This is a genomic window from Dermacoccus sp. GAS27A, from assembly GCF_044909235.1.
GTDB lineage: Bacteria > Actinomycetota > Actinomycetes > Actinomycetales > Dermatophilaceae > Dermacoccus > Dermacoccus nishinomiyaensis.
Genome location: NZ_JBIYDW010000001.1, coordinates 188,904 through 202,063, shown reverse-complemented (window position 1 = coordinate 202,063; position 13,160 = coordinate 188,904). Strand labels below are relative to the sequence as shown.

12 protein-coding genes are annotated in these 13,160 nt (G+C 68.4%); 3 read left to right on the top strand and 9 right to left on the bottom strand.

All coding sequences use genetic code 11. The features are described 5' to 3' along the window. Positions 1–90: 90 nt before the first annotated feature. From ABH936_RS00855 to ABH936_RS00820, 8 genes are all read right to left on the bottom strand, one after another. Positions 91–492, bottom strand: coding sequence for a cytochrome c oxidase subunit 4 (locus ABH936_RS00855; protein WP_038567787.1), 402 nt, complete (start codon positions 490–492; stop codon positions 91–93). Further along, positions 489–2,213 (bottom strand): cytochrome c oxidase subunit I, encoded by a 1,725-nt coding sequence (ctaD, locus tag ABH936_RS00850; protein WP_239303837.1) that lies wholly within the window; start codon positions 2,211–2,213, stop codon positions 489–491. Before ctaD ends, ABH936_RS00855 begins: the two co-directional genes overlap by 4 nt. Then, on the bottom strand, positions 2,213–3,142 hold the full coding sequence (gene coxB / locus ABH936_RS00845) for a cytochrome c oxidase subunit II (RefSeq protein ID WP_241724662.1): 930 nt from the start codon (positions 3,140–3,142) through the stop codon (positions 2,213–2,215). Before coxB ends, ctaD begins: the two co-directional genes overlap by 1 nt. A gap of 65 nt (positions 3,143–3,207) precedes the next feature. Continuing rightward, positions 3,208–3,909, bottom strand: a complete 702-nt coding sequence (aat, locus tag ABH936_RS00840; protein WP_239303839.1) for a leucyl/phenylalanyl-tRNA--protein transferase — start codon at positions 3,907–3,909, stop codon at positions 3,208–3,210. Beyond that, positions 3,906–4,892, bottom strand: a complete 987-nt coding sequence (locus tag ABH936_RS00835) for a carbohydrate kinase family protein (RefSeq protein WP_239303840.1) — start codon at positions 4,890–4,892, stop codon at positions 3,906–3,908. The genes aat and ABH936_RS00835 overlap by 4 nt, the downstream gene beginning before the upstream one ends. Positions 4,893–4,970: 78 nt before the next feature. Next, on the bottom strand, positions 4,971–5,333 hold the full coding sequence (locus tag ABH936_RS00830) for an iron-sulfur cluster assembly accessory protein (protein WP_006946562.1): 363 nt from the start codon (positions 5,331–5,333) through the stop codon (positions 4,971–4,973). A gap of 94 nt (positions 5,334–5,427) precedes the next feature. Next, on the bottom strand, positions 5,428–6,111 hold the full coding sequence (locus tag ABH936_RS00825) for a M50 family metallopeptidase (RefSeq protein ID WP_404602137.1): 684 nt from the start codon (positions 6,109–6,111) through the stop codon (positions 5,428–5,430). Between the two features lie 126 nt (positions 6,112–6,237). Beyond that, on the bottom strand, positions 6,238–7,605 hold the full coding sequence (locus tag ABH936_RS00820) for a dipeptidase (protein WP_404602135.1): 1,368 nt from the start codon (positions 7,603–7,605) through the stop codon (positions 6,238–6,240). A gap of 72 nt (positions 7,606–7,677) precedes the next feature. Between ABH936_RS00820 and ABH936_RS00815 the strand changes: the two genes are divergently transcribed. Further along, positions 7,678–8,307, top strand: a complete 630-nt coding sequence (locus ABH936_RS00815; protein ID WP_404602133.1) for a DUF3043 domain-containing protein — start codon at positions 7,678–7,680, stop codon at positions 8,305–8,307. Between the two features lie 122 nt (positions 8,308–8,429). On the opposite strand, the gene gcvT is transcribed toward ABH936_RS00815, so the two are convergent. Further along, positions 8,430–9,533, bottom strand: coding sequence for a glycine cleavage system aminomethyltransferase GcvT (gene gcvT, locus ABH936_RS00810; protein WP_404602131.1), 1,104 nt, complete (start codon positions 9,531–9,533; stop codon positions 8,430–8,432). 101 nt (positions 9,534–9,634) lie between these two features. Here gcvT and ABH936_RS00805 point away from each other — a divergent pair, with 101 nt between their 5' ends. After that, positions 9,635–11,119, top strand: a complete 1,485-nt coding sequence (locus ABH936_RS00805; protein WP_006946582.1) for a leucyl aminopeptidase — start codon at positions 9,635–9,637, stop codon at positions 11,117–11,119. 188 nt (positions 11,120–11,307) lie between these two features. Then, entirely contained in the window at positions 11,308–13,158 is a 1,851-nt protein-coding gene (gene sucB / locus ABH936_RS00800; protein WP_404602129.1) for a 2-oxoglutarate dehydrogenase, E2 component, dihydrolipoamide succinyltransferase, read from the top strand. Positions 13,159–13,160: the final 2 nt, after the last annotated feature.

Here is a 13,160-nt window from a genome sequence, read left to right as displayed (position 1 = left end):
ACAGCCGAACTAGCGAGTCAACCCCACCCCCGACATGCAGATCGCCCCGCCCTTCCAGAGGAAGGGCGGGGCGATCCTTGGTGCGAGTGATCAGATGGCGTGCTCACCACTGAAGTACTCGAACGTCCACAGCACGACTGCAACGCAGACGAGCGGAGCGGCGATGAACACGATCCACCAGCCGACAGCCATCCCGAACGCGAGCAGCGCAATCGCAGCGGCGAGCCACAGCGGCGTCCACGAGTGGGGCGAGAAGAAGCCCTGCTCGCCGGACACTTCGCTGATCTCGCCCTCGGGGCGGTCGCTCGGGCCCGCACCCAGCTTGCGGTCGGTGACCGCGAAGTAACCGGCGATCATGAGGCCGAAGCCGGTGCTGAGCGCGAGGCCGACGACACCCACTGGCTCGTCCCAGTGGCTGAAGTGACCGTAGATGAAGATCAGCGGCAAGTAGAAGAGGCCGAGCACGAGGAAGAGCTTGTATGACGTCTTCATGCGGTGTGAGCCTTTCCACCCAGCTGGTCAACCGTGTCCTGCGCCGGCAGGACGGAGAAGACCCCGACCTCCGGGTGGTGCAGGTCGAACGCGGGGCGCTCGGAACGGATGCGCGGGATGCTGTTGAAGTTGTGACGCGGCGGCGGGCAGGACGTCGCCCACTCGAGCGAGGCCCCGAAGCCCCACGGGTCGTCCTCCGTGACGAGCGGCGCCTTCTTCCACGTGATGTACACGTTGTAGAGGAACGGCAGCATCGAGGCACCCAGCAGGAACGAGCCAACGGTCGAGACCTGGTTCAAGGACTGGAACCCGTCCTCCGGGAGGTAGTCGGCGTAACGACGGGGCATGCCCTCGACACCCAGCACGTGCTGAACGAGGAACGTCAGGTGGAAGCCGACGAACAGCAGCCAGAAATGGATCTTGCCGATCGTCTCGTTCAGCATGCGGCCGGTGAACTTCGGCCACCAGAAGTAATACCCCGCGAACATCGCGAACACGACGGTGCCGAAGACGACGTAGTGGAAGTGCGCCACGACGAAGTAAGAGTCGGACAGGTGCAGGTCGAGCGCCGGGCTGGCGAGGATGACACCCGTCAGACCACCGAAGAGGAAGGTCGCGAGGAAGCCGAGCGCCCACAGCATCGGAGTCTCGAAGGTGAGCGAGCCACCCCACATGGTGCCGATCCAGTTGAAGAACTTCACGCCGGTCGGGACGGCGATGAGCATCGTCATGACGGCGAAGAAGGGCAGGAGCACCTGGCCGGTCGCGTACATGTGGTGAGCCCACACCGAGACCGACAGCGCGCCGATGGCGATCGTCGCGAAGACCAGTGTCTTGTAACCGAAGATCGGCTTGCGCGAGAAGACCGGCAGGACCTCAGAGATGATGCCGAAGAACGGCAGCGCGATGATGTACACCTCGGGGTGCCCGAAGAACCAGAACATGTGCTGCCAGAGCATGGCTCCGGCCGTCTCCGAGTCGAACACGTGCGCATTCATCGTGCGGTCGAGGCCGAGGCCGAACAGCGCGGCGGCGAGGACCGGGAAGACGAGCAGCACGAGGATCGAGGTGATGAGCACTGTCCATACGAAGATCGACATGCGGAACATCGTCATGCCGGGAGCGCGCATGCAGACGATCGTCGTGACGAAGTTGACCGCACCCATGATCGAGGCGAAACCGGTCAGCGCGAGGCCGTAGACCCACAGGTTGCCGCCGAGACCGGGGCTGTAGGTGGTGCTCGACAGCGGCGCGTACGCGAACCAACCGAACGAGGCCGCACCCTGCGGCGTCAGGAAGCCGGCCACTGCGATGAGGCTGCCGAAGAGGTAGAGCCAGTAGGCGAACATGTTGAGTCGCGGGAAGGCGACGTCGGGCGCGCCGATCTGCAGCGGCATGAGCGCGTTCGCGAAGCCCGAGAACAGCGGCGTCGCGAACATCAGGAGCATCACCGTGCCGTGCATGGTGAACAGCTGGTTGAACTGCTCAGGGTTGTCGACGATTTGCAGGCCGGGCGACCACAGCTCGGCACGGATGATCAGAGCCATCGCACCACCGAGCAGGAAGAAGATGAACGACGTGATGAAGTACAGGTTGCCGATGACCTTGTGGTCGGTCGTCGTCAACCACTTGACGATGGTTCGGCCCGCGTTGAAGTCCTCAGGACGCCGTGCCTCGGGGCGCTGCTGAAGGCCTGCGGCGGGAGTCGTAGCCGTAGCCATTACTTACCCTCCTTGACGATGTCCGACGCGCCGACACCCTCCGGCAGGTACTGCTGGTCCTGCGGGGCGACGCTGGAACGGTTGAGGGAGTTCGACAGGAAGCCGGACTTGCCCTGCTTGCGCAGGTCGTCCATGTGCTTGTCGTACTCCGCCTGCGAGACGACCTTCACGTTGAAGAGCATCTGAGAGTGGTACGCACCGCACAGCTCGGCGCACTTGCCCTTGAAGGTGCCCTCCTCCGTCGTGTCGACGGCGAACTTGTTCACCTTGCTCGGGATCATGTCGAGCTTCTGCAGAAACTGCGGCACCCAGAACGTGTGGATGACGTCGCGCGTCGTCAGCACGAACTCGACGCGCTTGTTCACCGGAAGGTACAGGGTCGGCAGTCCGGCCTCGGCGCCCGGCTTGCCGGCCTTCATGTCACCCATCACGCCGGTGTCGTAGGTCTTGGCGTCGACGTAGTTGAAGTCCCAACTCCACTGCTTGCCGACGACGTTGATCGTCACGTCGGGCTTCGGCTTGGTGTCGAGCAGCTTGTTCTCCAGCCCGACCGTCTTGCCGAACAGCACGGCGACCATGAAGATCGGCACGACCGTGTAGAGGATCTCCATCGGCACGTTGTACTGCATCTGTGCCGGGAAGCCCGTGTCGCTCTTGCGACGGCGGTAGCGCAGGATGCACCAGAGCATGAGGCCCCAGACGAGCACGCCGACGGCGAGCGCCCAGTACCAGGTGTCCATCCAGAAATCGATCACATGGTGAGAGTTCTCGGTGACGCCCTCGGGCAGCCAGCCGCGGCTGACCTCTCCGGAGCACGCGGTAAGCGGCAGTACCGCTCCACCGACACCGACAGCAGCAATTCGACGACGCCACGAGGGGCTCGTCTTCCGTAAGGGCCGACGCACAGCGTCCACCTTCCTCAGATCCATACCAGGCACATTCAAACCTTATCCCAGGCTCAGACTTCGCCAAGGGTCGGGGGTGTCTCCTGGCTCTAACGATTGCCTAACGGCACGCGCGCGCCCGGCACCAGACCGGCGATCGGCGGTGAGGCGACGAGGTGCGCGACGGCGTCGCGGTACGCCGGACGCTCCATGGTGGTGACGCCCAGGCTCGCGAGGTGGTCCGTGCGCCACTGCACGTCGATCAGACGCGGCCCGGGCTCGGCGAAGACGATCTCGCTCAGCGCCCACAGCGCCACCTTCGATGCGTCAGTCGCGACGTGGAACTTCGACTCGCCGGCGAACAACCCACCGAGCGCGAGCCCGTAGAGGCCGCCGACGAGTTCGCCGTCCTTCCTCACCTCGATCGAGTGCGCCACCCCGAGGCGGTGGAGGGCGCCGTAGGCCGAGGCGACGGCGGGGGTGATCCACGCGCCGTCACGGCTCGGGTCGGCGCAGCCGGCGACGACGTCGTCGAACGCGGTGTCGATGCTCACCTCCATCGTCCGGGACGAGCGACGCAGGCTGTGGGAGACGTGGAACGCATCGCGACGCAGGACGCCACGCTCCAGCGGCGACCACCAGCCGAGCGGTTCGCCGCCGCCCTCCCCCAGGCCCATCGGGAACACGCCCTGGGCGTACGCCCCGACGATCGTCGCCGGTTCGAGGTCGGCGCCGAGGGCGACGAGGTCGTCATCGGCGTCGAAGTCGGCGTCGGCGAAGTTCCACCGGCACTCGAGCTCGAGCGGGTTCACGACCGCCGATCACGCAGGTGCGCCGCCACCTCGCCTGCCGCGGCGTCACCGTAAGCCGCGCGGAAGCGGTCGAGGAAGGCGGGCGCCTTCAGCACGTACTCCTGGGTGCCGACGGTCTCGATGACGTGAGCGGCGAGCACCGAACCCAGCTGGGCGCAGCGCTCCAGCTCGAGCTGCCACGACAACCCGGCCAGGAATCCAGCGCGGAAGGCGTCGCCGACGCCCGTCGGGTCGACCGCCTGCGCGATCTGGGCGACGGGCACGTCGATCGTCGGCTCACCGCGGCGGTGGATGCTCGCGCCGTCCTTGCCGCGGGTGATGACACGTACCCCGACGCGGTCGAGGATCTCGTCGGCGCTCCAGCCCGTCTTCTGCTCCGTGAGGTGCGATTCGTACTCGTTGGTGAACAGGTACTGCGCGCCGTCGATGATGTCGCGGATGAACGCGCCGTCGCCGAAGGCCAGCTGCTGGGAGGGGTCCGCGACGAACGGGATGCCCCGACGGCGGCACTCCTGCGTGTTGCGACGCATGCCCTCCGGGTCGTGCGCGCCGATGAGGACGAGGTCGAAACCCCCGTGGCGCTCGGCGATCGGGCCGAGTTCGACCTCGCGCCCCTCCGACATCGCACCCGGGTAGAACGACGCCATCTGCGCCATGTCGTTGTCGGTCGTGCAGACGAAACGCGCGGTGTGCTGCGTCTGCGAGATGCGCACCTCAGAGGTGTCGACGCCATGACGCTCCAACCAGGAGCCATAATCGGCGAAATCGGCGCCCACGCACCCGATGAGAATCGGGCGCAGGCCGAGGTTGCCGAGGCCGAACGCGATGTTGCCCGCCACGCCTCCGCGGCGGATCTGCAGGTCGTTCACGAGGAACGAGACCGAGATCTTGTCGAGCTGCTCGACGACGAGCGAATCAGCAAAACGCCCGTCGAACGTCATGAGATGGTCGGTTGCGATGGAACCCGTCACTGCGATCTTCACCGCATCAACCTACCGTGAAACGCGTTCGGCGCCCACGCTGCCATCGCAGCAGTGGGCGCCGAGGCGGAGCCGATCGGATCAGCTGAAGCTGTCACCGCACGCGCAGGAGCTGCCCGCGTTCGGGTTGTCGATCGTGAAGCCCTGCTTCTCGATCGTGTCGGCGAAGTCGATGGAGGCGCCGTCGAGGTACGGCGCGCTCATCCGGTCGACCACGACCTCGACGCCACCGAAGTCGCGCACGAGGTCACCGTCGAGGGTGCGCTCGTCGAAGTAGAGCTGATAGATGAGGCCCGAGCAGCCGCCCGGCTGCACGCCGACACGCAGGCGAAGGTCGTCACGGCCCTCCTGCTCGAGCAGGCTCTTCACCTTGGCTGCGGCGACGTCCGTCAGAATGACGCCGTGGGTGGCCGTCTCGGCCTGGGTGTTCGTCTCCACCGTCATCGTGGATCGATCCTCTCTCACGTCTTCGGTCCTGGTGGTCTCCAGGCCGTTCTTCGTGCAACACCGCGGCGGCCCGCCGTGTTCCCGCCCCACCTTACGCGCCGCCGAGGCGCGCCAGTGACGAGCGGACCGGCTCGAGCACTCCGACGACGGCGGCAGCCGCCGTCAGGCACGCGATGGCGGCGAGCAAGAACACGAACCGCCAGACGAACGCAGGGACGTGGCCGACGCGCGCGAGCTCCATCGCGTCGTCACGCCCGACGTGGGGGCGGAACAGCTCGAGCGCGGAGCGCAGCCCGCCGACGAGCAGGAACCACGACGCGCTCGCCACGACGACGTTCGTGACGGGATCGGAGGCCCAACGTAGCGTCGCGACGAGCAACGCCCCGACGCACGCGATGACGACGACGCCGAACGCGTTGCGCAGGAGCAGTGCCATGAGTGCGACGACAACGGCGCCGGCGACGAGCCAGATCCGCGCCTGGTCGGCGCGCAGGGCGATCAGACCCCCGAGCCCGACGATCCCGGGCGCCGGGTACCCGGCCAGGAGGGTCAGCACGACGCCGAGCCCACCCTGTCGGCCGACGCTTACCGCCTCACCTGACGAATCACGGTTGAGCCGCACCGAGCGGACGCTGCGCCCCGCCAGAAGAGCGACGAGGGTGTGCCCCGCCTCGTGGACCGCGGTCACGGCATGACGCAACGGGCCGAACAACCAGCCTGCCAGCGCGCACACGGCACCGACGACGGCACTCAGCAGCATGAGGTCGTCATTCATGTCCCGACATCGCCCCCTCGGGATGGATGAGGCTCTCGACCCCCGGCCTCCACCACAGGCACCCGACAGCGGGTGAGGCCACGCGCCATCACGCAGGCCTCACCCGTCGTCGTCGAGCGCCCGGTGTCACGCGCCGTCCGAGGCCTTCGCGACGCGCTGCAGGAGAACCGCCTCGGCGAGGCAAACCTTCGCGAACTCGCCGAGGTGCAGCGATTCGTTCGCGCCGTGCGCGCGGGTGTCGGGGTCTTCGACACCGGTGACGAGCAGCGCGGCGTTGGGCATCATCTCCGCGAACAAGGAGACGAACGGGATCGAGCCGCCGATGCCGACGTCGACGGGGTCGCTGCCCCAGGCGTCACGGAAGGCGGCGCGGGCCTCGTCGTAGAGCGGGCCGGTGGCGTCGGCGTCGAAACCGGAACCGATCTCCTCGAGCTCCACCTCCACCTGCGCACCCCACGGTGCGTGGGAGCGCAGGTGCTCGGCGAGCGCCTCGTAGGCGGCCTGCGGGTCCTGCCCGGGGGCGACGCGCAGCGACAGCTTGGCTCGCGAACTCGCCGCGAGCGTGTTGCTCGCGACGTCGACGCCCGTCGCGTCGAGCCCGATGACGGTGATGCTCGGCCCACGCCACAACCGCGCGGTCAGCGGGCCCGTGCCGATGAGCTGCGTGCCCTCGAGCATGCCGGCGTCGCGGCGCAGCTCCTCGGGCGTGTAGTCGATGTCGACATTCTCGTCGGAGTCGAGCCCGGCGACGGCGACGCTGCCCGCGTCGTCATGAAGCGTTGCGAGCAGGCGGCACAGCGTCGTCAGCGAGTCGGGGACGGCGCCCCCGAACATGCCCGAGTGCACCGAGTGCGCCAGGGTGCGGACGGTGACGACGGCGCGGACGGTGCCGCGCAGGGTCGTCGTCAGCGCCGGCGTGCCGACGGCCCAGTTCGCTGAGTCGGCGAGCACGAGGACGTCGGACGTCAGCTCGTCCGCGTACGTGCGCAGCAGCGCGGGCAGGGAGTCGGAGGCGACCTCCTCCTCCCCCTCGATGAAGAGGGTGACGGTGCAGGGCAGGTCGTCACCCCAGGCGCGGATCGCGGCGATGTGCGCCATGACACCGGCCTTGTCGTCTGCCGCGCCGCGGCCGTAGAGGCGACCGTCGCGCTCGGTCGGTTCGAACGGCGGGCTCTGCCAGTCGGCGTCGTCACCGGGGGGCTGGACGTCATGGTGGGCGTACATGAGGACACGCGGCGACCCTGCGGGTCCTTCCTTGTGCGCGATGACGGCCGGGCGGCCGCCCTCGGAGACGACCTTGACGTCCATCCCCTCGGCCTCGAGCAGCTTCGCGACGGCGCGCGCGGAGTCGTCGACGTGCTGTTGGTCGAACGATCCGAGGGAGACGCTGGGGATGCGCGTGAGGGCCTTGAGGTCCTCGACGACGCCGGGCATGAGGGTGGCGATGCGCTGGCGGAGATCCTCCGGGGCGCCCGCGTTCACGGTGGCAGTCACAGCCGCCACGGTATCCCCCGCGCGCCCGCGTCGGGGATGGGAGGCGCGCGGGCGTGACGTAAAGTGGCGCGGGTGCGAGCAGTGAAGAAGAAGACGAGCAGCGGCGCCACCGCCGTCGGAGCCACCGCGGTCGAGAAGGATGCGACGCGCGAGCTGGCCGCCCCGACGAATGATGCGGCGCACACTCCGCGCCCCGGTGCGAAGAACCGCCCGACGCCTAAGCGCAGGGACCAGGAGGCCGCTCGTCGGCGCCCCCTCGTCGAGACCGACCGCAAGGCAGCCAAGGCGGCAGAGAAGGAGCGCGCACGCGAGGCGCGCGCCCAGCAGCGCGCAGCCGCCGGTCGTGGCGAGGAATCCGCGCTGCCGCTGCGCGACCGCGGCCCCGAGAAGCGCTACATCCGTGACCGCGTCGACGCCCGCCTCAGCCTCGGCGAGGTCGCGATGCCGCTCATGTTCATCCTGATCTTCTCGTGGTTCCTGCTGCCCAAGCTGGCCGCCATCACCCTGGCGCTCGTGTGGGTCATCGTCCTCGCGGGCCTCATCGACTCTGCCCTGCTGTGGCGCCGCATCAAGAAGGACCTCATCGCCAAGTTCGGTGCCGTGCCGCGCGGCGGCGCCCTCTATGCGGTGACGCGCTCGATGCAGATGCGCCGCCTGCGCTTCCCCCGTCCGACGGTGCAGCGGGGCGACACGGTCGCCTGACGCGCCTCACCTCGGCACGTCCAGAACGAACGCATGACGAAGGGGGCTCGCACCATCCGGTGCGAGCCCCCTTCGTCATGCCGTCAGAGGAGACGCCGCCGAGGCGGGAGACGCTCATCGCGTCAGCTGCTGCGCGTCTGCACCTCGACGAACGGCGGCTTCGTGACGACGGCCTCGAGCATGCGACCACGCACGTCGACGACGACCTGGTCGCCCTCGGCGAGCATTGGCGAGACGAGCGCGAGCGCGACGCCCATGCCGAGAGTCGGCGAGAACGTCCCGGACGTCACCTCGCCGAGTTCAGCGCCCTCGGCGTCACGCACGATGCAGTGCGCGCGCGGGATGCCGCGGCCGGTGAGCTTGAGGCCACGCGAGATGCGGCGCGGGCCCTCGGCCTTCTCCTTGGTCAGGGCGTCCTTGCCCCAGAACGCGTCCTTCTTCCAGCCGACGGCCCAGCCGGAGCGCGCCTGCACGGGCGTGATGTCGAGCGAGAGATCCTGCCCGTGCAGGGGGTATCCCATCTCGGTGCGCAGGGTGTCGCGCGCCCCGAGGCCACAGGGCAGACCCTCGTAGGGGGCCGCGGCCTCGACGAGGGCGTCCCACAGCGCGAGGGCATCGTCCCAGCGGCAGACGAGTTCGTAGCCGCGCTCACCGGTGTAGCCGGTGCGGCACACGGTGACGGGGCGGCCCTGCCAGTCGGCCTCGTCGAAGCTCATGTAGTCGTGGTCGACGGGCAGAGCGAGTGCGGAGACGACCTCGTCGGACTTGGGACCCTGGACGGCGAGCACGCCGTATTCCTCATGCGCGTCGGCGACCTCGATACCCTCCGGCGCGGCCTCCTTCAGGCGGCGCACGACCTCGGCCGTGTTCGCGGCGTTGGGGATGAGGAACAGATCGTCCTCGGCCTTGACGTAGACGATCAGGTCGTCGACGACCCCGCCGCTCTCGTCGCAGCACATCGTGTACTGGGCCTGGCCGGGCCCGATCTTGCGCAGGTCGTTCGTCAGGCACGAGTTGACGAAGTCGAGCGCGCCGGCACCCTTCACCGTCGCCTTGCCCAGGTGGCTCACGTCGAAGATGCCGACGCGCTCACGCACCGCGGTGTGCTCGCGCACGACACCTCCGCCCGGATACTCGATGGGCATGTCCCATCCTCCGAAGTCGGCCATCTTCGCCCCGAGGGCGCGGTGACGCTCGTCGAGGGGCGAGAGCTTGTTCTCAGTCATGCCTCGAACCTACCGCGCCCACCACGTCCTACGGGCCGTTAAGCTCGCCCCAGCAGCACGCACGCCGATGACCTCGGCATCACCCACGAAAGGGGCCCCACATGGTCGACATCACCCTCAGCGACAAGAGCGCGGACGCCATCGCAGCCGACGCCACCGTCGTCCTCACCGCACCGACGAAGGACGGCGCCCGCGTCATCGACCCCGTCGGAGTCTCCCCCGCCGCAGTCAAGGCGCTCAACGAGGCTCTCGCGACGCTCGAGGCGAAGGGTCGCGCCGACGAGGTGCTGCGCCTGTCGGGTGCCGGCGACCTGAGCGGCCTCGTCATCGCCGTCGGCTCGGGCGTCGACGCCGAGCAGGCGCCTACGAAGGCCTCCGCGCTGCGTGACGCCGCCGGTGCCGCCGCGCGTTCGCTCACGGGCACCTCGAGCGCCGTCTTCGCCTTCCCCGCGGTCGCCGACGACCTCGTCCAGGCCATCTGCGAGGGCATCGCCCTCGGCGCGTACGCCTACACCGCGTACAAGAGCAAGCCGAAGGACGCCCTCGCCAAGGCAACGCTGCTCGTCACCGACGCGAAGTCGTCCGGCGCCCTCGCGGGCGTCGAGACCGCGGCGGCCGTCGTGACCGCGCAGAACTGGGCGCGCGACCTCGTCAACATGCCGCCGCTCGACCTCAACCCCGCCTCGTTCGCCGACATCGTCCGCAAGCGCATGTCGGGCACCAAGGTCAAGGTCGACATCATGGACGAGAAGGCCCTCGCGAAGGCCGAGTGCGGCGGCCTCATCGGCGTCGGCCGCGGCTCGGCGCGTCCGCCGCGCCTCGTGACGCTGACGTACAAACCCGCGAAGGCGACGAAGCACATCTCCATCGTCGGCAAGGGCATCACGTTCGACTCCGGCGGCCTGTGCATCAAGCCCGCCAACGGCATGGCGACGATGAAGTGCGACATGGCCGGCGCCGCCGCCGTCGCGGCCTTCCTCGAGGCCGTCGCCGCGCTCGAGCTGCCGGTCGCCGTCACGGGCTACCTGTGCCTCGCCGAGAACATGACGGGCGCCGACGCGCAGCGTCCCGGCGACGTCATCCGCATGCACGACGGTACGACCGTCGAGATCGACAACACCGACGCCGAGGGGCGCCTCGTCATGGCTGACGGCCTGTGCTACGCCACCGAGGAGGAGCCCGATCTCATCATCGACATCGCGACGCTCACCGGCGCGGCCGTGCTCGCGCTCGGCAACCGCACGGCGGCGATCGTCGGCAACAACGACGAGGTGCGCGACGAACTGATCGCGGCCTCCGAGCGCGTCGACGAGCACATGTGGCCGATGCCGCTGCTCGAGCACCTGCGCCCGAGCATCGACTCCGAGGTGGCCGATCTCAAGCACACCGGCGAGCGCATGGGTGGGCTCATCACCGCGGCGATGTTCCTCAAGGAGTTCGTCGGCGAGAAGAACGGCGAGCAGATCGACTGGATCCACATGGACATCGCGGCGCCCGCGTTCAACGAGGGCAGCCCCTACGGCGTCAACCCCAAGGGCGGCACCGGTTTCGCCGTCCGCACCCTCGTCGAGCTGGCTCGCGCCTGATCGAGCAGGCCCGCGGGTGGGAACGGCCGTTTTCCTACCCGCGGGTATTCGGGGCGGGTTTCCGCAACCCCGTCCGCGAGTGACAAGATGGCCTTGATCGGGGAGATCCGCTCGCTGCGAAGTGCCCCGGAGTTCACAACTTCATCCGCGAAACCAAAGTGAATTTTGGATTGAGGAGACCTCCACCCATGTCTGACCGCGTGACCATGCCGGCCCTCGGCGAGTCGGTGACCGAAGGCACCGTGACCCGCTGGCTGAAGAACGTCGGCGACACCGTCGCCGTTGACGAGCCGCTGCTGGAGGTCTCCACGGACAAGGTCGACACGGAGATTCCGTCGCCGATCGCCGGAACGCTGCAGGAGATCCTCGTCGAAGAGGATGAAACGGTGCCGGTCGGCGCCGACCTCGCCGTCATCGGTGACGGCGACGCTCCCGCGTCGTCCGACTCCGGTTCCGACTCCTCCTCCGACGACTCGCAGGAGGCCGAGCCGCAGGCCGAGGCCGACGAGAAGAAGGACGAGGCCGCCGAGAGCGCGCGGCAGGCGTCCGAGAGCTCGAACTCCTCGAACGACTCCGCCGCTGAGGTCTCCGGCGGCGAGAAGGTGACGATGCCCGCGCTCGGCGAGTCCGTCACCGAGGGCACGATCACGCGCTGGCTCAAGTCCGAGGGCGACGACGTCGCCGTTGACGAGCCCCTGCTCGAGGTCTCCACGGACAAGGTCGACACCGAGGTTCCCTCCCCCGTCGCGGGCAAGCTGACGAAGATCCTCGTCGCCGAGGACGAGACGGTGCCGGTCGGCGCCGACCTCGCCGTCATCGGCGGCTCGGCCGGCTCGAGTTCCTCCGACGACTCGGCCGAGGCCGAGAAGGCGCAGAAGAACCAGGACGAGGTCGACTCGAAGAAGCAGGACGAGGCCGTCGAGGCCGCGGAGTCGAAGAACGAGACGCCGGCCCCGGTCAAGGACGACGAGGCCGCCGAGAAGGAAGCCCCGACGGCCGAGTCGTCGGCGAGCGAGGCGCCCAAGGACGAGGCCCCCAAGGCCGGCGCCGGCTCCGACAAGCAGCAGGAGACGTCGACGAAGGTCGACAACTCCGGCACCTACGTCACGCCTCTCGTGCGCAAGATCGCGGCCGAGAACAACATCGACCTGTCGACGATCACGGGCACCGGCGTCGGTGGCCGCATCCGTAAGCAGGACGTCCTCGACGCTGCGAAGAAGGCCCAGGAGCCGAAGCAGGAGGCCGCCCCGGCGGCTTCCGCCGCGGCTCCGGCAGCATCCTCCACCCCGGCCGCGTCGACGACGACGCCGCAGCCGTCCGCCGAGGCTCAGGCCAAGCGCGGCACGACGGAGAAGATGTCGCGTCTGCGCAAGGTCATCGCGCAGCGCATGGTCGAGTCGCTCGCCGTCTCGGCGCAGCTGACGGCCGTCGTCGAGGTCGACCTCACGAAGGTCGCGAGCATCCGTGCGCGCAACAAGGAGAGCTTCAAGTCTCGCGAGGGCGTCAACCTCTCCTACCTGCCGTTCATCACGACGGCTGTCGTCGAGGCGCTCAAGGCGTTCCCGCAGGTCAACTCCTCGGTCGACGGCGACAACATCGTCTACCACAACGCCGAGCACATCGGCATCGCGGTCGACACGCCGCGCGGCCTGCTCGTGCCCGTCATCAAGGACGCGGGTGACCTGTCGATCGCCGGCATCGCGAAGAAGATCGCCGACCTCGCAGCTCGCACGCGTGACAACAAGGTGACGCCGGACGAGCTGGGTGGCGGCACGTTCACGATCTCGAACATCGGCTCGAACGGTTCGCTCATCGACACCCCGATCATCAACCAGCCGCAGGTCGCCATCCTCGGCACCGGCGCGATGGTCAAGCGTCCCGTCGTCGTCACCGATGAGTTCGGCAACGACTCGATCGCGATCCGTCAGATGATGAACCTCGTCCTCACCTACGACCACCGCGTGGTCGACGGCGCCGACGCCGGTCGCTTCCTCTCGGCCATCAAGGCTCGCCTGGAAGAGGGCGCCTTCGAGGTGTGATC